This window comes from Synechococcus sp. N5 (assembly GCF_900473925.1).
Classification (GTDB): domain Bacteria; phylum Cyanobacteriota; class Cyanobacteriia; order PCC-6307; family Cyanobiaceae; genus Parasynechococcus.
The window spans coordinates 24,644-50,573 of sequence record NZ_UCNI01000013.1; the positions used below are offsets into that span (position 1 = coordinate 24,644).

Here is a 25,930-nt window from a genome sequence, read left to right on the forward strand (position 1 = left end):
CTTAGGAGGGCGACAAGGTTTGGCGATGGCAAAAACCGCAGTGCCCCCAGAGCTTGATTTCTCCGTTGGGTGCTGGTCGGCCGCAGTCCGGGCATGTCCCCATGCCGTGCACATCGGTGCGGCTCGGATGCTGAGCCCAAATGCTGGCTTCGCTCTCCAGCACTGGGGATTGGAGGGAGTGGTGTTGCTGAATGCGCAGATCACGCACCGCGTGGCCGGCTTGGTGCAGGGCGCTGATCAGTTGAGGCTTGTTGTAAAGGAGAGCCTGGCGCCATTGAGGATGGCTGGCTCCCACGGTCAGCACCCCGCGTTGCAGCGATAGGGGGCGGCAGTGCGGTGCCAGTTGCGCTCCCGCAACTCTCGGCCAGTCCTGCCAGAGCGCTGCCAGATGGTCGTCCTTGCGCCACTCCCTCTGAAGTGCGCCAAGACAGGTTTTCAAGGGTTCTGCCGGTGCTGGCGCAGCTGACTGCAGCAGCTCCAGGCCCGGAAGGCGACGCCGTTGGGATTCAGGTGCAACCGCCATGGGTTGATCTTAGGCAGAACTGCTGCAGGAACCTCGCTAATCTCAGCGCGTCTGAGGCCAAGTCATGGGTTTCTTTGATCGGCTGAGCAGGCTGGTTCGTGCCAACGCCAACGCTGCCGTCAGCAGCATGGAGGACCCGGCCAAGATCCTTGATCAATCCGTCGCTGACATGCAGGCGGATCTGGTCAAGTTGCGTCAAGCGGTTGCCATGGCGATCGCGAGTCAGAAGCGACTGACCAGCCAGGCTGAGCAGGCTGCAGCTCAATCCAAGACCTGGTATGAGCGTGCAGAGCTGGCGTTGAAGAAGGGTGAGGAATCCCTGGCTCGGGAAGCATTGACCCGCCGCAAGACGTTCCAGGAGACAGCAACCTCGCTGACGGCCCAGGTGCAGGCCCAAGACGGCCAGGTGGAATCCCTCAAGAAGAGTCTGGTTGCCCTCGAAGGAAAGATCGCTGAGGCCAAGACCAAGAAGGACATGCTCAAGGCCAGGGCCCAGGCGGCCAAGGCCCAGCAGCAGTTGCAAAGTGCCGTTGGCAGCATCGGCACTGATTCCGCTATGGCGGCCTTCGAGCGGATGGAGGAAAAGGTGGAGGCCCTGGAGGCCACCGGCCAGGCTGCGGCTGAGCTGGCTGGATCTGATCTGGAGAGTCAGTTCGCGGCTTTGGAAAGCGGTGGCGGTGTTGATGATGATCTCGAGGCGTTGCGCGCTCAGCTGAAGGGAGGCCCGGAAGCCGTTGCTCTTCCCGCATCTGAGACCTCCGAGGCCGTGAAGCCCGTGCAGGTGGAAGAGGTGGATGCTGAACTCGAAGACTTGAAACGATCCATCGACAAGCTCTGATCAACCCAGGAAAGTCGTCCGGCTTTCCATAGGATCAGTTCAGTCATTTGAGTGCCTTGGCTGGAGCTGTTGCCGATTTCACCGACGCTGGTTTTGAACGTGAAGTTCTAAAGGCTTCCGGCACGGTCCTCGTCGATTTCTGGGCTGCCTGGTGCGGCCCCTGCCGACTGATCGCACCGTTGATGGATTGGGTGGCGAGCGACTATGGCGATCGCGTCAGCGTCGGCAAGCTCGAGGTGGATTCCAATCCTCAGACCCGTGACGCTTACCAGGTTCAGGGCATTCCCACACTGATCCTCTTCCGCAACGGTGAAGTGGTGGCGCGGCATGAAGGTGCCATCGCCAAACCGCAGCTGCAGTCCTTCCTGGATGCCAACCTCTAAGCGGCTTGCCTCACTGGGCAGCGCTGTTTTTGCCCGTGTTGATGCCGCCAAACAGGCTTATCGGCTCGAGGCGTCTTCTTCGGTCCGTCCGGATCTGGTGGATCTCTCCATCGGGTCCTCTGATCTTCGGCCTCCCCCGGCGTTGTTGGACTCCATGGCCTCAGCGGTCATGGAGTCCAGCAGCAGCTCCTATTGCCTTCAAGCCGGACTGAGGCCTTTTCATGCCGCCGTCGCGGACTGGTGTCGGTACCGCTTCGAAGTTGCCGTGGATCCTGATCATGAGGTCCAGTTGTTGGTGGGATCCCAGGAAGGAACCGCCCATCTGCCGCTGGCGGTGCTGGATCCCGGTGACGCCGCCATGCATCTAGACCCCTGTTATCCGTCCCATACCGGTGGATTGCACCTGGCGGGAGCCCGGACCACGGCCCTTTCTCTTTCCCCTGAAAACGACTGGCGGCCAGACCTGACGACCATCAGCCCCCAGCTCTGGGATCAACTGAAGCTGTTCGTTTTGGGGTATCCCCACAACCCTTCAGCCCGGGTGGGGGATCAGGAGGATCTCAATCGCATCACGGCGATCGCAGCTCGGCATGACGTGGTGATCGCTCACGACAATCCCTATGTGGATCTCGCCCTGGATGGAGAGCCTTCCTCGCTGTTGCAGGCTTCGAACTGGCGGGAGTGCGGCATTGAATTCTTCTCCCTTTCGAAGGGCTGGTGCCTTGGGGGATTCCGACTTGGTTTTGCAGTTGGTGCGGCACCGCTGATTGCCGCCCTGCGTCGCGCCAAGGCCGTCATCGATTTCAACCAGAGCCTGGCTCTGCAGCAGGGTGCGATTCAGGCCTTGCAACGCTTCCCCGATTGGCCGCGGCAACTGCATCCGACCTATCGCGAACGACGGGATCGTGTGGTCGAGACCCTCAGGGCACGCGGTTGGTCGGTTCCCTGTCCAGAGATGGCGATGTACCTCTGGTTCCCAATGCCTGATGCGGCCCATTGTCGGGGCTGGAGTGATGAAGATGCCGCGAGGGAACTGCTTCAGCGCAGTGGTGTCGCCTTGACCCCTGGGTCTGGGTTTGGTGTCGGCGGTCGCCAGTGGCTGCGCATGGCGCTTGTGCGGCCAGTGAATGAGTTGGTGGACGCTGCATCGCGTCTCGCGGATGCGATGGATGACTGATCCACGCATCCCGCAACATCGATTCCCACACTTCGGTGGTGGCCGGTTGATGGCGACGTATCGCCGCCTCGCTGGTGCCTCGGCACGCCACTGGTCCATCCGTCATGTTCCTGTGTGCAGCAGCACGGAGGAGCTGCTGGGGGCCTGGTTGCGCGATCAGCCTTCATTGATGGCACCTCGCGCCGTCATTGCCACCCACCAGCGCCGGGGAGTTGGCCAATGGGGGCGCGCCTGGGTTTCTCCGCCAGGTGGTGTCTGGATCAGTGCTGCTTTGCCTTGGCGGAGCCAAGGGTCCGGTCAGGCCGGCTTGCTTGGCTTGGCGCTGGCCCTTTCGGTGGTGCACCGGCTTGAGCAGCAGGGCCTTTCGGTTCAGATCAAATGGCCCAACGACCTGTTCGTGAACGGCCGCAAATTGGCGGGCCTTCTGCCAGGGGTGGTGCAGCGGGGCTCCCAGCTGCGTTTGCTACGCATCGGCCTGGGCCTAAATGTGCGGAATGCAGTTCCTGGCCATGCCATTGCCCTGAGAAGGCTTGAAGGACAGCAGGCTGCGGATCCGATCCGATGGACGGCGGAGGTTTTGCTGGCCTTCGATCATTGTCACGACGAAGGAGGCGATGGGGCCTGGTGCCTCGATGGCGTTCAGGCCAGGCTCTGGTCTGATCAGCTCGTCCATCCTCAAGACGGTCAGATCTGGAGGATTGCTGGCCTTGAACGTGATGGAGGGCTGCGGTTGCGTCAGGGTTCAAGGACTGAAACCTGGCGCCGCTGGCCCTGAGTTGGTGTCCCATCCATAGGATTTCTGAGCACAGCCGTCTTGTCCGTTGCTGGCTTGGTTCGCGCTGATCCGGATGTGGTCAGCTGTGGCGACCATCTCCTGGTGCCGTTGCTTCAGCGCTGGTATGAGGCCTCTCGGGAGCTGGCGCCGAGTCTCCAGCTGAAGGGCATCGAACGGGGGGATGAACTGGTGGTTCAAACCGACCCTCGGGCCTTGATGCTGGCATTGGATCAGTTGCTCGACAACGCCTGCCAGCACGCCAATCGATCCATGCCGATTCAGCTCAGTCTTGCTGGGAGTGACGGGCGCGACCATTGCATTCTGGAGTTCGCCAGTCAGAGCCTTGGCGCTCCTGTGGCTTCGGAGGATCTGGAACGCTGGACTGCACCGTTTTTCCGGGGCAAGCCCGAACGGAATGGCGAACGGGTGGAGGGCCCGGGTCTGGGGCTCTCCTTAGCGCGCGAACTGGTCAGGGGGTGTGGAGGAACGTTGGAGCTCCACCAGCAGCCCTCATCGCAAGGAACCACCACAGTCGTTCGCTTGCATCTGAAGCTCAGACCATCGAACGGGTCTGGAGCAGTTGCGGCAGCTGTTCGAACAGATCCGGCTTGAGCACGTAGGCCTCCGCTCCATTCGCCAGAGCTTCGTGTTTCTTGTCGGCGTCATTGAGAGCCGTCACGATCACCACCCTCAACGCAGGCTGGGAAGCAGCCTGGTGCTGCAGCTGTTTCAGGCAGGCCAAGCCGTCCATGCCTGGCAGCATCAAGTCCAGCAGCAGCAGATCGAAACGATCAGAGCCGGCTTCGTCGAGAAAGTCTTCTGCGGACCCGAAGCAGATGCAGGCGTGCCCCTCATCGGTGATTTCAGCACTGATCAGCTGCTGAATGCACGGATCATCCTCCACGACTGCAACACGAAGAGCCTTGGGGGTCTCCTCCATTAGCGCAGGGGCACTGCACTCATTGTGGGCATCCAGTGAGCGCCCGACCATCCTGGAATCGAGCAATGCGTTGTGCTCGGGCCGCCACATCGTCCTCATGGGTCACCATCACCAGGGTGATGCCCTGTTGGTGGAGTTCATCAAACAGTTCCAGCACCTCGGCGGTGGTGCTGGAGTCCAGAGCCCCTGTGGGTTCGTCCGCCAGCAGCAGACTGGGGCGGTTGATGATGGCCCGGGCGATGGCCACCCGTTGTTGCTGCCCTCCGGAGAGCTGATTGGGCTTGTTCTCCAAACGCTGCGCTAGACCAACGCGGCGCAGGGCCGATTGGGCACGCTCGATCCGTTCCTCCCTGGGCACCCCCGCATAGATCATCGGGAGCATCACGTTCTCCATGGCGCTGGCGTGGCCGAGCAGATGGAACTGCTGAAAGACAAACCCGAGCGAGCGGTTGCGAACGTCGGCTAAGGCATCGTCATCCAACTGTTCAACGGCCGTGCCATTGAGCCGGTAGGTGCCACTGGTGGGCCGGTCGAGGCAGCCAAGGATGTTCATCGCCGTGCTCTTGCCTGAGCCGCTGGCCCCCATCACCGCCAGGTAATCCCCCTCCTGAACGGTGAGATTCAGTTGGTCCAGAGCTTTGACTTCGAGATCACCAGATCCATAGATCTTGCTGATCCCCCTGAGCTCAGCAACCGGCTGCTGCACAGCCTCAGCCAAGACCCTTCAGGCTTGACAGGGCGATGGCCTGTTGAAGCAATGGAGTTCCTGCAACCGCTGTGTTGGCCCACTGGAACAGGGGATTAGAGAGGATTCCACCAACGGCGGTGATCGCCACACATCCAATCAGGGCAGCCCGAAGCGGCTGCATCCCCATCAACGACCAATTCACGTCGGGGTAGGCCTTGACCACATCGGAGGCCTCCTGGGGTTCCTTCACCACCATCATTTTGATGACGGAGATGTAGTAATAGATCGACACCACGGAGGTGACCAGGCCAACCACCACAAGCAGGTATTCGTGGTTCGCCCAACCGGCAAAGAACAGATAGATCTTTCCGAAGAAACCCAGCATTGGCGGAATGCCACCCAGAGAAAGCAGGCAAAGACTCAGGCCGAGGGTGATCAGGGGATCTTTCTGGTAAAGCCCCGCGTAATCAGAAATTCGATCGCTTCCTGTGCGGATCGAGAAGAGGATGATGCAGGCGAAGGCCCCTAGGTTCATGAATAGGTAGGCCGCCATGTACAGAACCATGGCCGCGAAACCGTCCTCGGTGCCGCAGACCATGCCGATCATCACGAAGCCGGCCTGGCCGATCGAGCTGTAGGCCAGCATGCGCTTCATCGAGGTCTGGGCGAGAGCAACAACGTTGCCCAGGGTCATGCTCAACACCGCCAGAACGGTGAACAGCAATTTCCATTGATCGTCGAAGGCACCAAAGCAACCCACCAGGATGCGAAGGGCCAGGGCGAATCCGGCGGCTTTGGAACCCACGGAAAGGAACGCCACCACAGGGGTTGGTGAGCCTTCGTAGACGTCAGGCGTCCATTGGTGGAAGGGAACGGCTGCGATCTTGAATGCAACGGTGGCCAAGACGAACACCAGGGCCAAAGCAGCCAGAGGTGTGGTGCTGGTTTGCAGAGCCAGGCCGATGGTGTCGAGGCTGGTGCTGCCGCTGAGGCCGTACAGCAGGGAAGAGCCGTACAGGAAAACAGCAGCGGCTGCCGATCCCACGAGCAGATATTTGAGTGCTGCTTCCGAGCTGCGGGCATCCCGCTTCATGTAGCCCGACAGCAAATAGCTGGCGACGGAGAGTGTCTCCAGCGAGATGAACACACTCACCAGATCCGTTGCCCCGCAAAGGAGCATGGCGCCGAGGGTTGCGGCGAGGAGGATGGCGGCGTACTCGCCAACAGGTGTGCCGCTCTTCTCCGCGTAACGCCAGCTGATCAGCAGCGACAGAAGCGTTGACAAGGCAATCACAGCCCGGAACGCCACCGCCAGGTTGTCGGCGAGGAAGGCTCCAAGGAACGAGGGCTCCAGCGGTGCGTTCCACTGCAGGGCCAGCAGCACCAGGGAGGTCCCCAGGCCCAGGTAGCAAATCGGCGGCACCCAACGTGTGGCGACCTTTTCGCCGGCCAGGTCCACCAAGAGGGTGGCGATCATCGCCAGCAGAACTGCAGCTTCGGGCAGTACGGCGGAGGCGTTTAGAGAGAGATTCAGCAGCTCACCAGGGGCAGCCGTGGCCTGGGTGGCGAGAAGGAAAGCACCCATGTCGGGCATGGCAGCCTGGAACCGTTGCGCTGGGGCGACTGTAGCGGCGCTTGACGCGCCGACGGTCATGCAGAGCGCTGCTCGGTGCGATAAAGAAGGGGAACGGTTTACCTGCCGCTAGTGGCGCACACCCTCGTCATCGTTGAGAGCCCCACGAAGGCCAAGACCATCCGTGGCTTCCTTCCCAAGGGATTCAAGGTCGAAGCCTCCATGGGGCATGTCCGCGACCTTCCCAACAACGCCAGCGAGATTCCTGCATCGGCCAAGGGGCAGAAATGGGCCAACCTCGGTGTGAACACCGACGCGGATTTCGAGCCGCTGTACGTGGTCCCGAAGGACAAGAAGAAGACGGTTCGCGAACTCAAGGACGCCCTCAAGGGTGCTGATCAGTTGCTCCTGGCGACGGACGAAGACCGGGAAGGCGAAAGCATCAGTTGGCACCTCCTCCAGCTGCTGGCGCCGAAGGTGCCGGTGAAGCGCATGGTGTTTCACGAGATCACCAAGGAGGCCATCGGCAAGGCCCTGGATCAGACCCGCGACTTGGACATGGAGCTGGTCCATGCCCAGGAAACCCGGCGGATTTTGGATCGCCTTGTGGGGTACACCCTGTCCCCTCTCCTCTGGAAAAAGGTGGCCTGGGGACTCTCCGCCGGGCGGGTGCAGTCCGTTGCGGTTCGGCTCCTGGTTCAACGGGAACGGGCCCGCCGCGCCTTCCGCAGCGGCAGTTACTGGGACCTCAAGGCCCAGCTTGAGCAGTCGGGCAGTGCCTTTGAGGCCAAGCTGACCCATGTGGGTGGCCAGCGGATCGCCACCGGTAACGACTTCGACGAGAGCACCGGCGGGCTGAAGGCAGGCAGTGCCGTGCGGCTGCTCAGCGAGAGCGAGGCCAAGGCGTTGGCTGAATCCGTGCGAACCAGCGCCTGGACTGTGGATGCGGTGGAGGAGAAGCCCACCGTGCGCAAGCCGGTGCCTCCCTTCACCACCAGCACCCTTCAACAGGAGGCGAATCGCAAGCTGCGCCTTTCAGCCCGGGAAACCATGCGCTGTGCCCAGGGGCTCTACGAACGCGGTTTCATCACCTACATGCGGACCGACTCGGTTCACTTGTCGGATCAGGCGATCAACGCATCCCGCAACTGCGTGGAGAGCCTTTACGGCAAGGAGTATCTGAGCAAAGGGCCGCGGCAGTTCAGCACCAAAGCCCGCAATGCCCAGGAGGCCCATGAAGCGATTCGTCCATCCGGCGAAAGCTTCCGAACCCCCGGTGAAACCGGTCTGGATGGACGAGATCTGGCGGTGTATGAGCTGATCTGGAAGCGCACCGTGGCCAGCCAGATGGCTGAAGCCAGGCTCACGATGCTCTCGGTGGATCTCAGCTCAGGCGAGGCCAGTTTCCGGGCCAGCGGCAAGCGCATCGACTTCCCCGGTTTCTTCCGCGCCTACGTGGAAGGCAGTGATGATCCCGATGCGGCCCTTGAGGGTCAGGAAGTGTTGCTGCCGGCGTTGAGCGTTGGCGATGCACCGGAGCCGAAGACCGTTGAGCCCCTTGGCCATCAGACCCAGCCGCCGGCACGGTTCAGCGAGGCATCACTGGTGAAGATGCTGGAAAAGGAGGGCATCGGCCGGCCGTCGACCTACGCCTCGATCATTGGAACGATCGTGGATCGCGGCTACGCCACGCTGTTGGGCAACGCGCTGAACCCCAGCTTCACCGCCTTTGCTGTGACGGCGTTGCTCGAGGAGCATTTCCCTGAACTGGTGGACACCAGCTTCACCGCTCGAATGGAGAACACCCTCGATGAGATCTCCCACGGCAAGGTGCAGTGGTTGCCTTACCTGGAGGGCTTCTTCAAGGGTGATGAAGGCCTGGAAAACCAGGTGCAGCAACGGGAAGGGGACATTGACCCCGGTGCATCCCGCACCATCGATCTGGAGGGCTTGTCCTCCGTGGTTCGCATCGGCCGCTTTGGCGCCTACCTGGAGGCCAAACGGGTCAGCGACGACGGTGAGGAAGAGCTGATCAAGGCCACCTTGCCCCGGGAGATCACTCCGGCTGATCTGGATGAAGAGCAGGCCGAACTGATCCTCAAACAGAAGGCCGACGGCCCCGAAGCCATCGGTGAGGATCCTGAAACGGGGGATTTGGTCTACCTGCTCTTCGGCCAGTACGGGCCTTATGTGCAGCGGGGCCAGGTGAGTGATGAGAACCCCAAGCCCAAACGTGCCTCTCTGCCCAAGGGGCAGAAGCCGGAGGATCTCACCCTGGAGGATGCCCTCGGATTGCTCCGTTTGCCGCGTCTTCTCGGCGAACATCCTGATGGTGGGCGCATTCAGGCGGGGCTGGGCCGCTTTGGCCCTTACGTCGTCTGGGACAAGGGCAAGGGCGAAAAGGATTACCGATCGCTCAAGGGGGATGACGATGTTCTGGCGGTGGGGCTGAGCCGTGCCCTTGAGCTGCTTGCCATGCCCAAACGGGGTCGGGGTGGACGCACCGCCCTCAAGGACCTCGGTAAGCCAGAGGGCAGTGATGAAACGATTCAGGTCTATGACGGTCCTTACGGCCTGTATGTCAAACAGGGCAAGGTGAATGCCTCGCTGCCGGAAGGCAAGGGCGCTGACGATGTGACCCTTGAGGAGGCGGTGGAACTGCTCGCCGCCAAGGCAGCATCGAAGAAGGGCGGTCGTAAAACCGCCGCGAAGAAGCCAGCCGCCAAGAAACCAGCCGCCAAGAAACCAGCCGCCAAGAAACCAGCGGCCAAGAAACCCCCCGCCACCACCAAGACCGGTCGGCTCAGGGCCAGTGCGGTGCGGGTGATCAAGCCGGCTGACAGCTGATGGCCCGTCTGCTTTGGCTGCTGCCTGTGGGGCTCCTGCAGGCCTGTGCCGGCACACCGGTCGCTGAACAGTTGGAACGCTCCTTCGCGGTGCCTGAAGCCAGGCCGGCTCAGGCAGCTGCGCCCGCACCGGTTGTGAAGGCCAGCCCAACAGTTGCCAGCCCATCGGTTGCCAGCCCTACTGCTGCGACTCCCTCCACGCCGGCGGCCAAGGCTGTTTCCCTGCCTGAGGCAACGGATGCTCCTGATCCCGTTCCACAGCCAAAACCGCGGACGGTGTCATCCCAACGTCTGCCCCAGGCGCCCTACCGGATCACCATCCGTTTGGCCGGAGCCGACCCTGCCGCTCCTGCTGAAGCCGTCACCCGCGCCCTGCGTGAGGCGGATGTTGGCTTTGCGGTGGAACGGATTGAGCGGGTTGAACCATGACCGACGTGACCCCCCGGTTGAGCCGCCAGCAGGCTCTGAGGCTGGTTGAGGGGGCATATCTCGCGGCCGCGACTGGGCTGATCTGGTTGGCTCTGTACTACTTGCCGGTGGGTGGTGCGCTGTTCCGTCTGGCCCTTCCCTTGCCCCTGATCCTGCTGCAGTTGCGTCGTGGCAACCGTTCCGGTGCAGAGGGTCTGCTGCTCTCTGTGCTTCTGCTTACCGCCTTGATGGGCCCTTTGCGTGGACCGCTGCTGCTGTTTCCCTACGGCCTTTTGTCGCTCTGGCTGGGCTGGAGCTGGTGCCGGGGGATCAGCTGGTGGCTGAGCTGGTCGGGGGGCGTTGTTCTTGGAACAGCAGGGTTTTTGGTGCGCGTTCTGGTGCTTTCGTTGCTGGTGGGAGAAAACCTCTGGGTCGTGATCACCCGGGCCGGTTCCGCTCTGCTCGAGCGCTTGATCGCGGTACTGCATCTGCCGATCACACCGGATCTCACCCAGGTGCAGTTGATGGCGTTGCTGTTGGTGGTGGTTCAGGAGGTCATCTATGTGCTGTCTCTTCATGCTTTGGCGTACTGGATCTTTCCCCGCCTGAAATCACCGATTCCGGAGCCCCCGAGGCTGCTGCATGGACTCATTGCCCTCGATCCCCTCTGAAGCCTCGGTGTTGCCTGAGGGCTGCCAGCAGCTGGGAGGTCTCGGTGCACGAACGTTGGACGCAGCGGCACTTCGTCCCTGGACCTCCAACGATCAACCGCTGGATCTTTTGCTCGTTCTGGCGGCCACACAAACGGCTGAGCATGAAGGGATTTCCGCCGCTGGCTCCACCGTGGCTTCGCGGCGCTACACCGCCCTGGCTGATGCGGAGCTTCTGATTCACGGGCCGGCGCGACAGCGCCGTTGGCCTCTGCCGCCTCTGCCCGCTGGCGTCTCCCCCGCCCTGCTCAGCCATGTCGCGGCGCGACGCTTGACGTTGAGGCCGCAGGTGGCGGCCCTCGGCTTGGCCCAGAAACCCGATTTCCCTCACCTGCATATTGAGCCCCTGGACCAAGGCCCTTCGGCCTGCCTGTCCAGTGGTGCGGCGATGCCATTGCCGCGGGTGCAGCATTTGTGGCGACAGGGAGAGCTGCTGGGGCGGCGGTTGCATCGCCCCCTGGTGGTGGCGGAGTGTGTTCCAGGGGGCACCACAACCGCTCAAGCGGTGTTGACGGCCCTCGGCGTGGAGGTTGCCCATCTGATCAGCGGTAGTGCTCTTCATCCGCCGCAGCAACTCAAGAAAGACCTCGTTGTCCGAGGGCTTCAGCGGGCTTCGCTTGGTGCGCATCCTTCGGCCGAGCAGATCCTGGCCGCTGTTGGTGACCCTTTTCAGGCCTTCACCGCAGGGGTGTTGGTGGGTGCGGTGTCCGCGGGACAACCGTTGCTGCTGGGGGGCGGTTGCCAGATGCTGGCTGTTCTGGCCTTGGCGATGCAGGCTTTGCCCGCCCGTCAGCAGGACCAGCTGGCGGCCCAGGTGCTGATCGGCACCACCGGTTGGCTCGCTGATGAGGGTGCGGATCTGGCAGGTCAGTCCCCCTTCGGCGGGTTGGTGGATGCCACTGCGAGCCACCTGGCTGCTGCCCTCTCCGTTCTGGCCTGCGGCGTGCGTTTTCACAGCAGCACCCATCAACCCTTAAGGGACTACGAACGGGGCTATGTGAAAGAAGGGGTGGGGGCCGGCGCTCTTTTGCTGCTCGCCCAGCTGCGTGGATGCTCTTGTACCGATCTGATTCTGGATTGTGAGCACGCCCTGGAGCAGCTGCTCAGTCGCCCCGTAACGTCAAGCCCATGAACGTCTGGAGAGAGCGGTTGGGTCCCCTGCGCCGGCGCCAAGTGCTCCAGATGATCGGGGCGACGGGAACCGTGCTGCTGGCGGGCTGTCGTCCGGCGACATCCGCGCCAACCCTGATGGCTCCGGCTGGGGTTGTGCCGAAACCGTGGGCTGATGCCTTGCCCAAGCCCTGGAGCCTGACGCTGGCTCCAGCCCAGCAGGACTGGACGCCGGCGGATCAGGCGCGTGCCGATGTGTTGGTGATCGGTGATGGATGGCTTGATGCCCATCCAGCGGACACGCTCCAGCCCATTGCCTCTGAACCGCTCCTGAGTCAGTTGGATGGTCAGGCCAAGGCTCTGCTGGCCAGCCTCGGTGCTCTTCAGGATCGGGTGTTGCCGCTGGCCGTCAGCCCCTGGGTGATGCTGCTGCGGGATGACCCGGCCATGTCCCAGGAGGGGTGGCCCCTGTTGCTGGATTCCGCCATGGCAGGGCGTGTGGTGCTTCCCGCCAGCCCCCGCTTGGTGATGAGCCTGGCGGACCATTTGGGCGGAGGCCAGGCTTTGCCTTCGCTGCGTCGCCAGGCCCTCACCTATGACGACCGTCAAGCCACCAACTGGTTGCTCAAGGGTGAGGCCAAGGTGGTGGTTCTTCCCCTGAGCCGCTGCATCGCTCTGTTGGGGCGGGATCCCCGTCTTCGGGCGATCCTGCCTGCCTCCGGCGCGCCCTTGCACTGGACTGTTCTGCTCAGGCCGGAGGCCAGTCGTGAACCGGTTCCCCAGCGCTGGGTCGAGCAGGGATGGCGGGATCCCCTGCGTCGCCGCTTGGTGCAGCAGGGATGGCGGGCTCCGATTGCATCGCCAGGGCTGATGGTGGATCAGAACGCCCTATCGGCGCGTCTGCGGCCTCTGCTCTTTCCGTCCGCAGACACCTGGTCGGGCTGCTGGTCGCTGCCACCGCTGTTGTCCGAAGACCGGAGTGCCCTGGAAGAGCGCTGGCGTGATTCAGCTCCAGAGCCGCCGTCGCGGTGAAGCCTTCAAGCGTTGGTGGGTGTCCGCCAGCAGATCAGGAATGGGCAAGTGATGCGGGCAACGGGGAAGGCACTCCCCACAGCGTTCACAGGCGGAGGCGTCGTGCTCTTCCCACCAGTGACCGGCACGGCCGATGAGGTTGTAGCGCTCCTGCGCAAATTCGGTGAGCCCATGGCCAATGGCCAGATTGCGCATCCGCAAGAGTTCGGGGATCGGAACCTCGTTCGGACAGGGAAGGCAGGCCTGGCACTGCTTGCAATGCTCCTGGCCAAGCCGTTCCTGCAGCCGCCGCTCTGCTGTGACCAGAGCCTGTTGCTCGGCCTGGCTGAGGGGCCCATCCCCCTGCGCCAGGGTTGCGGCGAGTTGAAGATCCCCTGCAGCTGCGGCGCCAACGGTCAGGGTGCTGATGCCCTGTGCCAGCAGGAATCGGTAGGCCAGCTCGAGGGGGGCAAAGGGGGTGCAGTCCTCCACCAGTGTTGGGCTGGGGGCCTGGAGGCGACCGCCTTTATCGGCAGGGGAGATCGCCATCACTCCGAGGCCGTGCGCCAGGGCCCAACGGGCCAGGGGCAGGCGCTGGGGATCCAGCCAATGCAGGTGCAGGCTGCAGAAACTGAAGCGCTGGCTGCGCAGCGCCCGATCGATCAGCGGGTTGCTGCCATGGCTGCTGAAGCCCACCTGGCTGACGCGTCCACTGCTGACGGCCCAGTCCAGAAGCCTGGACCCATCACCCACCAGTGCCCAGTCCAGGTGCTCCTCCCGGTTGATGCCATGGATGGCGAGGTTGTCGAGCTGTGGACAGCCCAGGCGCTCCAGAATTTGATCAAGGCGGCGTTGTCCTTCCTCGAAGCTCAGCCCTGGCAGCAGTTTGCTGGTGATCACCCAGTGGTCAGACCCTGTGCGGCTGTTCTGGCGAAGGGCCTCTCCCAGAAAACGTTCCGCAGGTCCGTAGGCCGGGGCGGTTTCCAGATGGTTGATCCCCGCTGTCGCTGCCGCGTCAAGCACCTCGGCCATCTGGGCCGCTGAGTTCAGGGCACGCATCGTGCCGAGGGTGAACAGGCTGACGGGGCGGCCGCTGCCGAAGGCGCGGGTGTTCACTCCTCCGAGGGCGTCTCGCTGTCTTGGTTGCGCAGATGGCGCACCAAGGCCGCAGGGCTGAGGTCGTCGACGAAACGGCTGAAGGCACTTTGATCTTCCGCATCTGCCTCCGCATCCACCGGTATCGAGGCTTCCGCCACCACCTCTTCCAGCATCCAGATGCCGCTGCCCGTGCGGATCGCCAGCGCAATGGCGTCGCTGGGTCGGGCATCCACTTCGATCAGTTCCAGCACTTCGTTTTCAGCCAACTCGGCTTCGTCCAGATCGGGTCGCAGCTTCAACACCGCATGAAAGGTGCTGTCTTCAATCGCGTGGACGATCACGCGTTCCAGTTCGAGCCCCCCAGCCACCAACAGTGCTGCCATCAGGTCATGGCTGAGGGGTCGTGGTGGTTCTCCCCCCTGCAGTCCGGCCATGATGTTGTGGGCTTGCGCCTGATCGATCCAGATCGGCACCTGACGGCGGCCACTGGGATCCCGCAGCAGCACCATGGGTGTGCGGCTGGCGGCATCGAGGGCGATTCCGGCGACGCTCATTTCGACCATGTCGGCGGCGCAGCTCTATCCGATTATGGCCAGAGAGCCGCTGCGGGCGATGTTTACGGGGCTGGTGCAGTCAGTTGGAAGGATCGAGCGCCGTGCCGGGGCGGTGGTGGTTTGGGGCTGTGCTCCTTTTGCCCCGTTGGCCCTTGGCGACAGCGTGGCTGTGGATGGCGTTTGCCTCACGGCAGCAGAGCTGATCGCGGATGGTTTCCGCGCCGATGTGAGTGAGGAAACCCTGCGCCGCACCACGTTGGGACGCAAAGCGGACCGTGGTGGTGCGGTGAACCTCGAGCCAGCGCTTCGACTGAGCGACCGCCTTGGAGGTCATCTGGTGAGCGGTCATGTGGATGCGACTGGAGAAGTCACCTGCGTGGAGACCCTCCCCCACTCCTGGGCCCTGTCGATCCGCTGGTCGGATCCCCGATTCGGCCGTTATGTCTGTGAGAAGGCCAGCATCGCGGTGGATGGGATCAGCCTCACGGTGGCTGACTGTTCAGCCGATGGAACGACATTCAGCCTCGCCGTCATCCCCCACACCTGGGAGGCGACGACCCTGAAACACCTGGCTGCCGGGGACACCGTGAACCTGGAGGCCGATCAATTGGCCCGTTACGCCGAGCGGCTGCTGCATGCCGCCGCTGCCGATGACGGAAACACCTATGGCCACAACAAGACCGAGAATCTTTCAGCCAGCTGGCTGGCGGCTCACGGCTGGTCTTGATCCATCTGCTGCAGAACGATCATTCCGGAGTCCCGCTGCAGCTCGATCTTGAACTCCTGGCCGGGTTCCAGGCCGAGCCGACGGGTGTAAGCGTGGCCGATCAGCAGGTTGCCGTTGCCATGCACACGGGTTCGGAATTCGGCCTGGCGACCTCGGCTTCCGCCTGTGGAACTGCTGCTGCTTTTCGGCAATTGCCATCCCTGGTCCGCCGCTTTTGCCTCCACCAGAGCCCGATAGAAACTCTTTTTCAGCAGTCGTCCGCTGGGGCCGACGTAGCCGCAGCCGCGGGCGATGTCATCTTCCGGCCGATTGCTGAGCGATCTGGCCTTGTCCAGCAGTTCCTTGCCGACCAGCATTTCAGGAATTGATTCAACTGAATTCTGGCCACGCTCGCCAATCAAGGCAAGGGATCAGAGCAGATAAAGGATCACGAAAAGAATCACCCAGATCCCATCAACAAAGTGCCAGTACAACTCCGCTGCTTCCAGGGGGAAGTGGTCGGCTGCAGTCACACGGCCCTGCGGCTGCCTCGCCTGCCACCAGACGATCAGGATCATCAGGGCGCCGAGGGTCACGTGGAGACCATGAAATCCCGTGGCGGCGAAGAAGGTGCTGGCGTAAAGGTTGTCGGTGAGACCGAAGGGGAGTGTGAAGTACTCCACCATCTGGCTCACCAGAAAGGCCAGGCCCAGGCCTGCGGTGATCAGCAGCCAGTGTCGACAGCGGCCGTGGTCGTCCTGTCGGATCGCCTGGCCGGCCCGGTGGAAGGTGGCACTGCTCACCAGGAGCAGAACCGTGTTGAGGATGGGTAGGGGGAGCTCCAGTTCATAGATGGCTCCATCCGGTAGGGGATTGACCGCTTTGAAGGTGAGGTAGGCCGCAAAGAAGCCGGCGAAGGTCATGGCGTCCGCTACAAGAAATGTGGCCAGGCCGAACATGCGGTGATCGGGATGCTCGGCATGCTCCCCGTGGCTGTGGTTCTGATTCTTCGTGGGAACTGTGGTGGTCATTTGCCGCTGCTCCAGAGATCACGACCGCTGGTTGCGGTCAGGTCCAGCTCGTCCGGTGGGACGCCGTAGCCGTAGGGCTCTTCCACCAGAGGGGCCTCACCAATCCAGTTTTCGACCGGTGGCGGAGAACTGGTCAGCCATTCGGGCGTGAGTGCTTTCCAGGGGTTGTCGCCTGCGACAGGACCGCTGAGGGCGCTGTGGATCACATTCCAGAGGAAAGGCAGGGTGCTGATGGCCATCAGCAGGGCTCCGACGGAGCTGATCTGATTGATCAGGGTGAATTGGGGGTCGTATTCAGCAACGCGTCGCGGCATCCCATTGAGGCCCAGCCAGTGCTGGGGGCCGAAGCACAGGTTGAAGCCGATGAACGTGAGAGCACAGTGCAGGCGGCCGAGATCTTCATTGAGCATCCGGCCGGTGAACTTGGGATACCAGTGGTAGATCGAGGCGAAGATCACGAACACCGATCCACCGAAGACGATGTAGTGGAAGTGCGCGACGACGAAGTAGGTGTCGTGCACATGAATGTCGAACGGCACCTGCGCCAGGGCGACCCCTGTGATGCCTCCGAGCACGAAGTTCACGATGAAACCGCAGGAAAACAGCATGGCGCTGTTGAGGCTGATGCGGCCGCCCCAGAGTGTTGCCAACCAGTTGAAGAATTTGATGCCGGTGGGAACGGCGATGAATGCGGTTGCAATGGTGAAGAACAGGCGCATCCAGGGAGGTGTGCCGCTGGTGAACATGTGGTGCGCCCACACAATCAGGCCCAACACAACGATGGCCATGATCGAATACACCATCGTCACGTAGCCGAACAGCGGCTTACGGGCATGAACCGGCAGGATTTCGCTCACCAACCCGAAGGCCGGCAAGACCATAATGTAAACGGCTGGGTGCGAATAGAACCAGAACAGATGCTGGTAAACCACCACGTTTCCCCCAAGGGTGGGGTTGAAGAAGCCTGTATGGGCAACGATGTCGAAACTCAGCAACACCAACGTTCCCGCCAGAACCGGTGTTGAGAGAACCACAAGAATGCTGGTGCCCAGCATCGCCCAGCAATACATGGGGAGCTGCATTAGTTTCAAACTGGGGCGACGCAGTTTGAGAATGGTGGCGATGAAGTTGATGCCTCCGAAGATCGAACTTCCGCCCAGGAGCAGCACGCTCAAGATCCAGATGATTTGCCCAGTTGCTGGTGTGGTGATGCTCAGAGGTGGATAGGCCGTCCAGCCCGATTGCGCAGCCCCCGTAAGGAAATAGCTGGTGATAAGCATCAAACCGGCTGGAGGGATCAGCCAGAACGCCACAGCATTCAGGCGCGGGAAGGCCATGTCCCTTGCACCCACATAAAAGGGGATCAAATAGTTTCCAAAAGCACCATTCACCACGGGGACAATCCAGAGAAAGATCATCACCGTGCCGTGGAGCGTCAGCACCTGGTTGTAGACATCACGTGCCATGAAGTCGGACACGGGACTGGTGAGTTCCGTGCGAATGGCACCGGCTAGGGCCCCGCCAATCAGATAAAAAACAAAGCCGCAGACGAGGTACTGCAGCCCGATCACCTTGTGATCAACGCTGAAGCTGAAATATCGCAACCAGCCGCTGGGTTGAAGGCGTGGAGGGCTGGACGTTTCCGGGGGCAAACTGATGGTCATCTCAGGCGTTCGCGATGGTGAGCGTTTCGTCTTCAGGTGCGGCTTTGGCGTTGTCCCTGTACCAGCTGTCCCAGTCCTCCGGGCTTTCCACCACAACGGTGGAGCGCATTCCACCGTGGTAGGGCCCACAGAGTTCGGCGCACACGATTGGATAACGGCCGGTGCGTGTAGGTGTGAAACTCAGCTGGGTTGGTTGGCCGGGAATGACGTCCTGCTTCAAGCGAAATTCAGGCACCCAGAAGGCATGAATCACATCTTTGGCTTCCATCCGCAGAGTGATCGGTCGATCGGCTGGCACATGAAGTTCACCTGACGTGATGTCTCCCTCTGGGTAATGAAAGAGGAAGGCAAATTGCATGGCTGTCACTTCAACGGGTAAAGCATTTGTTGCGATGGCTGATTCAATCGAGCCTGAACTGATGCCTCCCCAGATCTGTTCGTCGTGGGCTTCGCCCATGTGGTCATGGGCCAGAGGCACCATGCCACCCATCCGGTCGTAAATGTCGTAGCTGTACAGACCAACAAACAGCACCACAACAGCAGGAACAGCTGTCCAGAAAATTTCAAGTGGCAGGTTTCCTTCGATGGCAAGGCCGTCGCCGAGCTGGCCGCTGCGTCGCCGAAAGCGAATCAGGCTGAACACGAGAAGACCAACGATTCCGATAAACAGAATGCTGCCAATCGTGAATAGAACCTTAAAAAGCTCGTCGTAAATCGGCGCGTTGGCGCTCGCATCGATGGGGAGAAGGTTGATGTTCTGGCCGATCCATAGGCCGCCCAGAGCAAGAACCATCCCGATCACCAACGTGAGAATGGCGGATGGGATCTGCACCTGATCAATCCCAGGTTTTCATCAGCGTATGGGCCTGGCTGCGGTTCTCCATGAAGTGATTGTTAAGGCCTTATTTCTGTCAGGAAAAGGGGATGATTTTTCCTCATTTGTGTTGCAGACGTCCACACAGCGTGACGTCATCTTCTGCATCGCTACGGTCCAAGCAATCCCTTTTGGGTGCATCGGATGGAGCTTGTTCGATGATGCTTTCCTCAATGTCGACATTGCGTCGACGTCTTGGGTTGTTGTCGGCTCATCTAGTGGTTGCCGTGATCGCTTTGGTGGTGATCGGTGGAGCAACCCGGGTGATGGAAGCCGGCTTGGCCTGCCCGGACTGGCCCCTGTGCTTCGGCTCGTTTTTGCCGGGTCGCCAGATGAATGTTCAGGTTTTCCTTGAGTGGTTTCACCGCCTTGATGCCTTCGTCATCGGCATTGCCCTCGTGGTGATGGCTGTGGCGACGACGCTTCAGCGGCGCCAACTGCCGCGATGGCTGCCTTGGCTGGCCATTGGTCTGATGTTTTTGGTGGCGATGCAGGGAGGTTTGGGTGCGCTGACGGTGATCCAGTTGCTGCCCTCCGCTGTGGTGACAGCCCACCTGGCTCTCGCGCTCACCCTCGTGGCGCTCCTGAGTGGGCTGACCCAACGCCTGCTTCACCCCGCTGCTGCCGTCGCTCCGCTCTGGTGGCGCATCGGGGCATCGCTTGGCCTGTTGTCGGTCTTTGTGCAGTGCCTGCTCGGTGGTCGCATGGCCACCGCATGGGCAGGGCAGCGATGCCTTGCTGGAGGAGAGGCCTGCCAGCTGGTGCTTTCCCATCGCCTGACGGCGATGCCGGTGGTCGTTGTTGTGCTCGGCTTCGCCGGGGCAGCCGTGCTGGCGGGTGGTTGGGCTCGTCAGCAGTGGCCCTGGCTGGGTGGGGCCGTGCTTCTGGTGCTGGTTCAGGTGGCCCTTGGCGTTCTCACCCTCCGTCTTGGTTTGTCGCAACCGGGGGTGACCGTTGCGCATCAACTCGTGGCTGCACTGCTGATCGCTCTGCTGGCGGCGCTTCTGGTTCGCTCTCCGAACCTCCCCTCACCGTCCCGTTCCGTCGTCCTCGACGACACCTCGTTGGAGGCCTGTCATGGCTGAAATCACCGCAACCGTTCGTCCGACTCGTGAGGAGGTCGTTCCCTCCCGCAAGCGGGTGAAACTTCCGGCCTGGCTGGAAGTCGCCAAGCCCCGCCTGATCCCTTTGCTGCTGGCCACCACCCTGGGTGGAATGGCTCTCAGTGAAGGCTGGCCGCTCTCATCGCCTCGGCTCGTCTGCACCCTGGGGGGAGGGGCGCTTGCCTCCGCTGCTGCAGGGGTTCTGAACTGCTTGTGGGAGCAGGATCTCGATGGCCGGATGGCCCGCACCAGCGGTCGCGCACTCCCCTCCGGTCGGCTGTCGCCCACCAGTGCATTCATCGGCGCCATCGCCTGCACCCTCGCGGCGGCGATGCTTCTCGTCAGCGGTGTGAACTGTCTCGCTGCTGGGTTGTCCCTGCTCGGCCTCTGCAGTTACGTGCTGCTCTACACAGCCGTGCTCAAGCCGCGGACGTCCCAGAACATCGTCATCGGTGGTGTCGCCGGGGCCATTCCGCCCCTGGTTGGGGCGGCGGCCGCTACGGGCCATGTTGGCCTCGGGGGCTGGTGGCTGTTCGCTTTGGTGATGGTCTGGACGCCAGCCCATTTCTGGGCTTTGGCCCTGCTGTTGCGCGAGGACTATCGCGCTGTCGGGATCCCGATGCTGCCCGTGGTGAAGGGTCCTGTGGTGACGGCGCGGGCGATCAAGACCTACGGCTGGATCACCGTTCTGCTCAGCGGTTTGGGCGTGTTTGCTTTGCCTTCAGGTGGCGCCTTCTATGGCGTGATGCTGCTGCCCTACAACGGCCGATTGCTGCAGCTCGTCGATCGGCTGTCCCTGGATCCCGACAGTCTTGTGAATGCCAAGGCCCTGTTCCGTTGGTCGATCCTTTATCTGTTTGGTCTGTGCCTGCTTCTCATTCTCAGCCGGACGGATCTGGCCTCAGGCTTTGCTCACCAGGTGATGCAACTTCTCTCCCTGCCAACGGCGGTGCAATGAGCACTCTCTAGATTCCCTGAATTGGCCGAGCAAGTCCCTGACGGTGCCTGATGGCGTTGATTGAACTGCGCAAGATCTCTAAGGCCTACGGTTCGGTACCGGCTCTGCGTGAGCTTGATCTCACCGTTCCTGAAGGATGCCTGTACGGGCTGCTTGGCCCGAACGGTGCCGGCAAAACAACGGCCATGCGCATTCTGGCCACCCTGCTCGCCCCCGACAGCGGCTCAGTTGTTGTTGGGGGTGTTGACGGTTTGGTGCAGCCACGAGAAGTGCGCCAGCTCATGGGCTATGTGGCTCAGGAGGTGGCCATCGACAAGATCCTGAGTGGCCGGGAACTGCTGCAATTGCAAGGTGATCTCTACCACCTGCCACGGAATGATCGCGACAGCCGCATCGCCGATCTGATTGACCGCCTCGCGATGGGCGATTGGATTGACCGCCGCTGCGGCACCTATTCCGGCGGCATGCGCCGGCGTCTGGATCTGGCCGCCGGTCTGCTGCACCGCCCCCGGTTGCTCGTGCTCGATGAACCCACTGTGGGACTGGATATCGAGAGCCGCAGTGCCATCTGGCAGCTGCTGCGTCAGCTGGTTGATGAGGGCACCACTGTTCTGCTGAGCAGTCACTACCTCGAAGAAGTGGAGGCTCTGGCGGATCAGTTGGCGATCATCGACGCCGGCCGTGTGATTGCCGAAGGCAGCCCTGATCAGCTCAAACAACGGCTGGGGGGTGATCGCGTGACTCTGCGAATCCGAGAGTTCAGCAATGCCGATGAGGCGACCCAGGTGCGTGCCCTGCTCGAACCCTTGGATGGGGTGCGTCAGGTGGTGGTGAACCGCTCCCAGGGCTTTTCCCTCAACCTGGTGATTGAGGGAGGGGCCGTGATCGATCAGCTGCGTCAGACCCTCGAGGCTGCAGGTTTGCCTGTGTTTGCCCTGGCCCAGAGTCGTCCCAGTCTGGATGATGTCTACCTTCAGGCCACAGGACGCACCCTGATGGACGCTGAACTGGCCATCTCAGGCCAGCGCGACGTCAAACAGGAAAAGCGTCAATCCATGCGTTGAGTGCCAACGATGACTTCCCCAACAGCATCTGTTGCTCTCCAGCAGCAGCCATCCGGAGCCCTCGCCGAGCTCAGCCAGGAAACGTTGGCCCTCACCCGGCGCTTGTTTCTTCAGTTGATGCGTCGCCCTTCAACCTTGATCGCAGGGGTTCTGCAACCCCTGATCTGGTTGATTCTCTTCGGTGCACTGTTCGCCAATGCCCCTGAGGGGCTGTTGCCAGGGGGCATGAGCTACGGCCGTTTTCTTGGTGCTGGAGTGATTGTCTTCACAGCCTTCAGCGGTGCTTTGAATGCCGGCCTGCCGGTGATGTTTGATCGCGAATTCGGTTTCCTCAATCGGCTGCTAGTGGCACCGCTGCGAAGCCGCAGTTCCATCGTGCTGGCGTCGGTGATCTACATCACGGCGCTGAGCCTGTTGCAGAGTTTGGCGATCATGGGCACGGCAGCAGTGCTCGGTTACGGATGGCCCGGCATCAGCGGCCTCGCCCTGGTGCTGGTGACGTTGCTGCTTCTGGTTTTTGCTGTGACAGCCCTCAGCCTCGGACTGGCCTTCGCTTTGCCGGGGCACATCGAGTTGATCGCTGTGATTTTTGTGGCCAACCTGCCGTTGCTGTTTGCCAGCACGGCCTTGGCCCCATTGTCATTCATGCCCACCTGGCTGGGCTGGCTTGCGGCCTTGAATCCCCTTACCTTCGCGATAGAACCCATTCGAGCGGCTTACCAGGGTCCTCTGGACCTTTCGGCCGTTCTGCTGGAGGCCCCCTATGGGGAAGTCACCGGCACCAGTTGCCTGCTGATCCTTCTGGTCCTCACCATCGGGCTGTTTCTTGCGATTCGCCCTCTGCTCAACCGCAAACTTTCCTGAATCCGTGCTCTCTTCTCCGTTCCAGCAGCCATCACCTCGACAGAACGCTCTGGCCCAACAGATCCAGGAGGCCCGAACCTCAGGTGATCAGGCCTTGCTCGCGGGTCTGATCAGTCAGTGGGTTCACCGTTACGGCTTTGACGGAGCAGCTGAGCTTGATCTGAGTTTGCCGGAACCTTCAGCTTCAAAGCATGGGTTCAGTTCCGTGCCGATGCCTGTCGCGGAGGACGAGATTGCTCCAGAAGACGACGTTTTGGTTGAGAACGAGGTGGATGGTCAGGTCGAAATGGTTGCTGAGGACGAGGTGGTCGTGGAAGAAGAGCAGCAGATTGCGGCTGAAGACGACGTGTTGATTGAGAGCGAGGTGATGCCGAACGGGGTGGTCGTTGAAGAAGAAACGATCGTCGAAGAGGACGAGAGTGCAGCTGAAGAAAAGCCGCTTCAACGCAGCTTTGCGTCGGCACCTGTGCCTGCCCCGCCGATCAGCACGCCCCGTTCGCTGCGGCGTTGGCTTCCCCGCCGGGAGGATGACGCTTTCCCCAAGGCGTCCTGAACAGCATGATTCCCAACCCTGAATCCCTGGATCAGGGCCTGATCGTCTCGGTGCAGGCCCCCCAGGGTTCGCCGATGCGCGATCCCGATGTGATCGCAGCCATGGCGGATGCAGCCCTGCGCAATGGTGCTGTGGGTGTGCGCTTGGAAAGCCCTGAACACATCGGTGCTGTGCGTCGGCGCTGTCCGGATGCCTTGATCATCGGCCTCTGGAAATGCACGTTCCCGGACAGCTCGGTGTACATCACCCCGGGCTGGAAAGAAATTCAGGCGGTGTGGTCTGCGGGGGCCGATGTGATCGCGATTGATGCCACAGCCCGTCCGCGGCCTGCAGGGCAGGACCTAGCCGCGTTGATCAAGCGCAGCCGTGATGAGCTGAGAGCCCCGCTGATGGCTGATGTGGATTCGCTGGAGAATGGTCTGCGCGCAGCCGAACTGGGCTGTGACTGGGTTGGGACCACGCTCTACGGCTACACAGAAGACACGGCACAGCAGTGCCCCCCTGCGTTTGATCTGCTCCCCCCACTTCGCGCTGAACTTCCCAGCTCGGTTCGTCTGATCTGTGAGGGGGGAATTGCCTCTCCAGCAGATGCACGGTTGGCATTGCAGGCCGGAGCCGACACCGTTGTGGTGGGGACGGCGATCACCGGAGTGGACCTCCAGGTGATCGCCTATCGCCGGGGAATGATCAGCTGATCACATCATCCCGGGCATGCCCATGCCGCCCATTCCGGGCATGCCCATGCCACCCATTCCGCCCATGCCACCCATGGGGTCGCCGTCTCCGGCGGGAGCTGGTGCAGGGGGTTCCGGCTTATCGGCAATCACAACCTCGGTGGTGATCAGCAGAGAAGCGATCGAAATCGAATCCTGCACGGCCAAGCGCACCACCTTGGCGGCATCAACGATGCCAGCAGCCATCAGGTCTTCGTAGGCACCACTGAGGGCATTGAATCCCTGGCCGCTGCTGCGCATGCCCGCGATCACAACGTCACCGTTCTGACCGGCATTGGTGGCGATCTGATGAATCGGCGCCGTCAGTGCCCGCTGCACGATCTCAACGCCGGTGCGCTGGTCGCCGTTCAGGGATGAAGCCAGGGCGTCCAGGCTGTCGGAGAGTTGTAGCAACGTGCTGCCGCCTCCGGCAACGATGCCCTCCTCGACGGCTGCACGGGTGGCATTCAGGGCATCCTCGATCCGCAGTTTGCGGTTCTTCAGTTCCGTTTCCGTCGGTGCTCCGACCTTGATCACAGCCACGCCGCCGGCCAGCTTGGCGATCCGCTCCTGGAGCTTTTCGCGGTCGTATTCGGATTCGGTGGCCTCCAGTTCACGTCGGATCGCGCCGACGCGCTCGCTCACCGCCTGGCGATGGTCGTCGGTGGCGACGATCGTGGTGCTCTCCTTGCTGATGGTGACGCGGCGCGCCTTGCCGAGATCCTCGAGGGTCACTTTGTCGAGGGTCATCGCCTTGTCTTCGCTGATTAGCGTTCCGCCCGTGAGGATGGCGATATCGGCGAGGGCTGCCTTGCGGCGTTCGCCAAAGGAGGGTGCCCGAACAGCGGCCACCTGCAGAACCCCACGGCTCTTGTTCATCACCAGGGTGGCGAGGGCCTCGCCTTCCACTTCCTCAGACAGGATGAGCAGGGGGGAACCGCTCTTCTGAACGGTTTCCAGAACGGGGACCAGATCCGTGATCGTGCTGATCTTGCGATCCGTCAACAGGATCAGGGGGTTTTCAAATTCACAGACCTGACGGTCGGCATCCGTCACGAAGTAGGGAGAGCTGTAGCCCCGGTCGAAGGCCATGCCCTCGGTGATTTCCAGTTCCGTTGCCAGAGACTTCGATTCCTCAACCGTGATCACCCCATCGGTGCTCACCTTGTCCATCGCCTCAGCGATCATCCGACCGACTTCGTCGTCACCGCCGGAGCTCACCGTGGCCACCTGACGAATGGCATCGCCGGCCACGGCCTGGCTCCGCTCGCCCAGTCCAGCCACGACCTGTGCAGCGGCCTTCTCCATGCCTCGGCGGAGTTCCACAGGGCTTGCGCCAGCAGCGGTGTTGCGCAGACCTTCCCGCACCATGGCCTGAGCCAGAACGGTTGCGGTCGTGGTGCCGTCACCGGCCTTGTCCTTGGTCTTCGAGGACACCTGCTGCATCAGCTTGGCGCCAAGGTTTTCGAACGGGTCGTCCAGTTCGATTTCACGGGCGATTGAGTCGCCGTCGTTGACGATGTCGGGTGCGCCGAATTTCTTCTCGAGCACAACGTTGCGACCGCGGGGGCCGATCGTGACGCGCACCGCATCGGCGAGTGCATCAACACCCCGCTCAAGGGCGCTGCGGGATTCGTCAGAGAAGGAAAGGAGTTTGGCCATAGTCGCGGGCACGCCGTTGGTCACTGTCCCACAGCGATGTGGCCCCCGTGGAGAGGCGTTGTGGTGGGGAAAGCCGAATGGTAGGGGCTGCCTGGATGCCGCCG

At 61.9% G+C, this 25,930-nt stretch carries 28 protein-coding genes; 17 read left to right on the forward strand and 11 right to left on the reverse strand.

Annotated features, from left to right (window positions below):
- Position 1: 1 nt before the first annotated feature.
- Positions 2 to 523 carry a DciA family protein gene (locus tag DXY03_RS10395; protein WP_115010353.1) on the reverse strand — a complete coding sequence of 174 codons (522 nt, stop codon included), beginning with the start codon at positions 521 to 523 and terminating at the stop codon, positions 2 to 4.
- A 64-nt stretch (positions 524 to 587) separates the two neighbouring features.
- Here DXY03_RS10395 and DXY03_RS10400 point away from each other — a divergent pair, with 64 nt between their 5' ends.
- Genes DXY03_RS10400 through DXY03_RS10420 form a run of 5 tightly spaced genes read left to right on the forward strand, consistent with a single transcriptional unit; the run spans position 588 to position 4,308 of the window.
- Complete coding sequence (locus DXY03_RS10400) at positions 588 to 1,361, forward strand: PspA/IM30 family protein (protein ID WP_115010354.1); 774 nt, start codon at positions 588 to 590, stop codon at positions 1,359 to 1,361.
- 56 nt (positions 1,362 to 1,417) lie between these two features.
- On the forward strand, positions 1,418 to 1,744 hold the full coding sequence (gene trxA / locus DXY03_RS10405) for a thioredoxin (protein ID WP_170950537.1): 327 nt from the start codon (positions 1,418 to 1,420) through the stop codon (positions 1,742 to 1,744).
- On the forward strand, positions 1,731 to 2,921 hold the full coding sequence (locus DXY03_RS10410; protein ID WP_115010355.1) for an aminotransferase class I/II-fold pyridoxal phosphate-dependent enzyme: 1,191 nt from the start codon (positions 1,731 to 1,733) through the stop codon (positions 2,919 to 2,921). Before trxA ends, DXY03_RS10410 begins: the two co-directional genes overlap by 14 nt.
- Complete coding sequence (locus tag DXY03_RS10415) at positions 2,905 to 3,696, forward strand: biotin--[acetyl-CoA-carboxylase] ligase (protein WP_115010356.1); 792 nt, start codon at positions 2,905 to 2,907, stop codon at positions 3,694 to 3,696. Before DXY03_RS10410 ends, DXY03_RS10415 begins: the two co-directional genes overlap by 17 nt.
- 39 nt (positions 3,697 to 3,735) lie before the next feature.
- Positions 3,736 to 4,308 (forward strand): HAMP domain-containing sensor histidine kinase, encoded by a 573-nt coding sequence (locus DXY03_RS10420; RefSeq protein ID WP_115010357.1) that lies wholly within the window; start codon positions 3,736 to 3,738, stop codon positions 4,306 to 4,308.
- On the opposite strand, the gene DXY03_RS10425 is transcribed toward DXY03_RS10420, so the two are convergent.
- Genes DXY03_RS10425 through DXY03_RS10435 form a run of 3 tightly spaced genes read right to left on the reverse strand, consistent with a single transcriptional unit; the run spans position 4,250 to position 6,918 of the window.
- Positions 4,250 to 4,636 (reverse strand): response regulator, encoded by a 387-nt coding sequence (locus tag DXY03_RS10425; protein ID WP_115010358.1) that lies wholly within the window; start codon positions 4,634 to 4,636, stop codon positions 4,250 to 4,252. The two genes, DXY03_RS10420 and DXY03_RS10425, sit on opposite strands and share 59 nt — an antisense overlap.
- Positions 4,637 to 4,655: 19 nt before the next feature.
- A complete protein-coding gene (locus DXY03_RS10430) occupies positions 4,656 to 5,354 on the reverse strand; it encodes an ABC transporter ATP-binding protein (protein ID WP_114988237.1) in 699 nt (232 codons plus the stop codon).
- Positions 5,347 to 6,918, reverse strand: coding sequence for an NAD(P)H-quinone oxidoreductase subunit N (locus DXY03_RS10435; RefSeq protein WP_115010359.1), 1,572 nt, complete (start codon positions 6,916 to 6,918; stop codon positions 5,347 to 5,349). Before DXY03_RS10435 ends, DXY03_RS10430 begins: the two co-directional genes overlap by 8 nt.
- Positions 6,919 to 7,029: 111 nt before the next feature.
- Between DXY03_RS10435 and topA the strand changes: the two genes are divergently transcribed.
- From topA to DXY03_RS10460, 5 genes are read left to right on the forward strand one after another with little or no spacing between them, the layout of a single operon-like run.
- Positions 7,030 to 9,744, forward strand: coding sequence for a type I DNA topoisomerase (gene topA, locus DXY03_RS10440; protein WP_115010360.1), 2,715 nt, complete (start codon positions 7,030 to 7,032; stop codon positions 9,742 to 9,744).
- Complete coding sequence (locus DXY03_RS10445) at positions 9,744 to 10,172, forward strand: hypothetical protein (RefSeq protein ID WP_115010361.1); 429 nt, start codon at positions 9,744 to 9,746, stop codon at positions 10,170 to 10,172. Before topA ends, DXY03_RS10445 begins: the two co-directional genes overlap by 1 nt.
- Positions 10,169 to 10,822, forward strand: a complete 654-nt coding sequence (locus DXY03_RS10450) for a DUF2232 domain-containing protein (protein WP_115010362.1) — start codon at positions 10,169 to 10,171, stop codon at positions 10,820 to 10,822. Before DXY03_RS10445 ends, DXY03_RS10450 begins: the two co-directional genes overlap by 4 nt.
- Complete coding sequence (locus DXY03_RS10455) at positions 10,794 to 11,993, forward strand: nicotinate-nucleotide--dimethylbenzimidazole phosphoribosyltransferase (protein WP_115010363.1); 1,200 nt, start codon at positions 10,794 to 10,796, stop codon at positions 11,991 to 11,993. Before DXY03_RS10450 ends, DXY03_RS10455 begins: the two co-directional genes overlap by 29 nt.
- Positions 11,990 to 13,003, forward strand: a complete 1,014-nt coding sequence (locus DXY03_RS10460; RefSeq protein WP_115010364.1) for an ABC transporter substrate-binding protein — start codon at positions 11,990 to 11,992, stop codon at positions 13,001 to 13,003. Before DXY03_RS10455 ends, DXY03_RS10460 begins: the two co-directional genes overlap by 4 nt.
- Here DXY03_RS10460 and DXY03_RS10465 read toward each other — a convergent pair.
- Both DXY03_RS10465 and DXY03_RS10470 read right to left on the reverse strand, forming a co-directional pair.
- The gene (locus DXY03_RS10465; RefSeq protein WP_115010365.1) at positions 12,977 to 14,098 is read right to left on the reverse strand and encodes an aldo/keto reductase; all 1,122 of its coding nucleotides are present in this window, start codon (positions 14,096 to 14,098) and stop codon (positions 12,977 to 12,979) included. The two genes, DXY03_RS10460 and DXY03_RS10465, sit on opposite strands and share 27 nt — an antisense overlap.
- The gene (locus DXY03_RS10470) at positions 14,095 to 14,643 is read right to left on the reverse strand and encodes a bifunctional nuclease family protein (protein WP_114988245.1); all 549 of its coding nucleotides are present in this window, start codon (positions 14,641 to 14,643) and stop codon (positions 14,095 to 14,097) included. The genes DXY03_RS10465 and DXY03_RS10470 overlap by 4 nt, the downstream gene beginning before the upstream one ends.
- 49 nt (positions 14,644 to 14,692) lie before the next feature.
- Here DXY03_RS10470 and DXY03_RS10475 point away from each other — a divergent pair, with 49 nt between their 5' ends.
- Positions 14,693 to 15,361 carry a riboflavin synthase gene (locus tag DXY03_RS10475; RefSeq protein ID WP_115010418.1) on the forward strand — a complete coding sequence of 223 codons (669 nt, stop codon included), beginning with the start codon at positions 14,693 to 14,695 and terminating at the stop codon, positions 15,359 to 15,361.
- Here DXY03_RS10475 and DXY03_RS10480 read toward each other — a convergent pair.
- Genes DXY03_RS10480 through DXY03_RS10495 form a run of 4 tightly spaced genes read right to left on the reverse strand, consistent with a single transcriptional unit; the run spans position 15,346 to position 18,867 of the window.
- A complete protein-coding gene (locus tag DXY03_RS10480; RefSeq protein WP_115010419.1) occupies positions 15,346 to 15,717 on the reverse strand; it encodes an AbrB-like transcriptional regulator in 372 nt (123 codons plus the stop codon). The genes DXY03_RS10475 and DXY03_RS10480 overlap by 16 nt on opposite strands.
- A 54-nt stretch (positions 15,718 to 15,771) precedes the next feature.
- Positions 15,772 to 16,371: a cytochrome c oxidase subunit 3 gene (locus tag DXY03_RS10485; RefSeq protein WP_115010366.1), complete on the reverse strand. Its 600-nt coding sequence runs from the start codon at positions 16,369 to 16,371 to the stop codon at positions 15,772 to 15,774.
- Positions 16,368 to 18,035 (reverse strand): cytochrome c oxidase subunit I, encoded by a 1,668-nt coding sequence (gene ctaD / locus DXY03_RS10490; protein ID WP_115010367.1) that lies wholly within the window; start codon positions 18,033 to 18,035, stop codon positions 16,368 to 16,370. The genes DXY03_RS10485 and ctaD overlap by 4 nt, the downstream gene beginning before the upstream one ends.
- Before the next feature lies 1 nt (position 18,036).
- Positions 18,037 to 18,867: a cytochrome c oxidase subunit II gene (locus DXY03_RS10495; RefSeq protein ID WP_115010368.1), complete on the reverse strand. Its 831-nt coding sequence runs from the start codon at positions 18,865 to 18,867 to the stop codon at positions 18,037 to 18,039.
- Positions 18,868 to 19,067: 200 nt separating this feature from the next.
- On the opposite strand from DXY03_RS10495, the gene DXY03_RS10500 reads away from it, so the two are divergent.
- Genes DXY03_RS10500 through DXY03_RS10525 form a run of 6 tightly spaced genes read left to right on the forward strand, consistent with a single transcriptional unit; the run spans position 19,068 to position 24,146 of the window.
- Positions 19,068 to 19,994 (forward strand): heme A synthase, encoded by a 927-nt coding sequence (locus DXY03_RS10500; protein WP_115010369.1) that lies wholly within the window; start codon positions 19,068 to 19,070, stop codon positions 19,992 to 19,994.
- A complete protein-coding gene (locus DXY03_RS10505; protein WP_115010370.1) occupies positions 19,987 to 20,970 on the forward strand; it encodes a heme o synthase in 984 nt (327 codons plus the stop codon). The genes DXY03_RS10500 and DXY03_RS10505 overlap by 8 nt, the downstream gene beginning before the upstream one ends.
- A gap of 50 nt (positions 20,971 to 21,020) precedes the next feature.
- Entirely contained in the window at positions 21,021 to 22,034 is a 1,014-nt protein-coding gene (locus DXY03_RS10510; RefSeq protein WP_115010371.1) for an ATP-binding cassette domain-containing protein, read from the forward strand.
- A gap of 9 nt (positions 22,035 to 22,043) precedes the next feature.
- Positions 22,044 to 22,898 (forward strand): ABC transporter permease, encoded by an 855-nt coding sequence (locus tag DXY03_RS10515; protein WP_115010372.1) that lies wholly within the window; start codon positions 22,044 to 22,046, stop codon positions 22,896 to 22,898.
- Between the two features lie 4 nt (positions 22,899 to 22,902).
- Positions 22,903 to 23,451 (forward strand): hypothetical protein, encoded by a 549-nt coding sequence (locus DXY03_RS10520; protein WP_115010373.1) that lies wholly within the window; start codon positions 22,903 to 22,905, stop codon positions 23,449 to 23,451.
- A gap of 5 nt (positions 23,452 to 23,456) precedes the next feature.
- Entirely contained in the window at positions 23,457 to 24,146 is a 690-nt protein-coding gene (locus DXY03_RS10525; protein WP_115010374.1) for an N-acetylmannosamine-6-phosphate 2-epimerase, read from the forward strand.
- Here the strand turns inward: DXY03_RS10525 and groL are convergent, their stop codons facing one another.
- Entirely contained in the window at positions 24,147 to 25,826 is a 1,680-nt protein-coding gene (gene groL / locus DXY03_RS10530; protein ID WP_115010375.1) for a chaperonin GroEL, read from the reverse strand.
- Between the last annotated feature and the right edge of the window lie 104 nt (positions 25,827 to 25,930).

Excerpts from the sequence above, each read along its gene's own strand:
- DXY03_RS10395 (WP_115010353.1), bottom strand. The coding sequence starts at position 523 with ATGGCGGTTGCACCTGAATCCCAACGGCGTCGCCTTCCGGGCCTGGAG.
- DXY03_RS10400 (WP_115010354.1), top strand. The coding sequence starts at position 588 with ATGGGTTTCTTTGATCGGCTGAGCAGGCTGGTTCGTGCCAACGCCAAC.
- DXY03_RS10410 (WP_115010355.1), top strand. The coding sequence starts at position 1,731 with ATGCCAACCTCTAAGCGGCTTGCCTCACTGGGCAGCGCTGTTTTTGCC.
- DXY03_RS10415 (WP_115010356.1), top strand. The coding sequence starts at position 2,905 with ATGCGATGGATGACTGATCCACGCATCCCGCAACATCGATTCCCACAC.
- DXY03_RS10425 (WP_115010358.1), bottom strand. The coding sequence starts at position 4,636 with ATGGAGGAGACCCCCAAGGCTCTTCGTGTTGCAGTCGTGGAGGATGAT.
- DXY03_RS10435 (WP_115010359.1), bottom strand. The coding sequence starts at position 6,918 with ATGCCCGACATGGGTGCTTTCCTTCTCGCCACCCAGGCCACGGCTGCC.
- DXY03_RS10445 (WP_115010361.1), top strand. The coding sequence starts at position 9,744 with ATGGCCCGTCTGCTTTGGCTGCTGCCTGTGGGGCTCCTGCAGGCCTGT.
- DXY03_RS10450 (WP_115010362.1), top strand. The coding sequence starts at position 10,169 with ATGACCGACGTGACCCCCCGGTTGAGCCGCCAGCAGGCTCTGAGGCTG.
- DXY03_RS10455 (WP_115010363.1), top strand. The coding sequence starts at position 10,794 with ATGGACTCATTGCCCTCGATCCCCTCTGAAGCCTCGGTGTTGCCTGAG.
- DXY03_RS10460 (WP_115010364.1), top strand. The coding sequence starts at position 11,990 with ATGAACGTCTGGAGAGAGCGGTTGGGTCCCCTGCGCCGGCGCCAAGTG.
- DXY03_RS10470 (WP_114988245.1), bottom strand. The coding sequence starts at position 14,643 with ATGGTCGAAATGAGCGTCGCCGGAATCGCCCTCGATGCCGCCAGCCGC.
- DXY03_RS10475 (WP_115010418.1), top strand. The coding sequence starts at position 14,693 with ATGTTTACGGGGCTGGTGCAGTCAGTTGGAAGGATCGAGCGCCGTGCC.
- DXY03_RS10480 (WP_115010419.1), bottom strand. The coding sequence starts at position 15,717 with ATGCTGGTCGGCAAGGAACTGCTGGACAAGGCCAGATCGCTCAGCAAT.
- DXY03_RS10485 (WP_115010366.1), bottom strand. The coding sequence starts at position 16,371 with ATGACCACCACAGTTCCCACGAAGAATCAGAACCACAGCCACGGGGAG.
- ctaD (WP_115010367.1), bottom strand. The coding sequence starts at position 18,035 with ATGACCATCAGTTTGCCCCCGGAAACGTCCAGCCCTCCACGCCTTCAA.
- DXY03_RS10500 (WP_115010369.1), top strand. The coding sequence starts at position 19,068 with ATGATGCTTTCCTCAATGTCGACATTGCGTCGACGTCTTGGGTTGTTG.
- DXY03_RS10505 (WP_115010370.1), top strand. The coding sequence starts at position 19,987 with ATGGCTGAAATCACCGCAACCGTTCGTCCGACTCGTGAGGAGGTCGTT.
- DXY03_RS10510 (WP_115010371.1), top strand. The coding sequence starts at position 21,021 with ATGGCGTTGATTGAACTGCGCAAGATCTCTAAGGCCTACGGTTCGGTA.
- DXY03_RS10515 (WP_115010372.1), top strand. The coding sequence starts at position 22,044 with ATGACTTCCCCAACAGCATCTGTTGCTCTCCAGCAGCAGCCATCCGGA.
- DXY03_RS10525 (WP_115010374.1), top strand. The coding sequence starts at position 23,457 with ATGATTCCCAACCCTGAATCCCTGGATCAGGGCCTGATCGTCTCGGTG.
- groL (WP_115010375.1), bottom strand. The coding sequence starts at position 25,826 with ATGGCCAAACTCCTTTCCTTCTCTGACGAATCCCGCAGCGCCCTTGAG.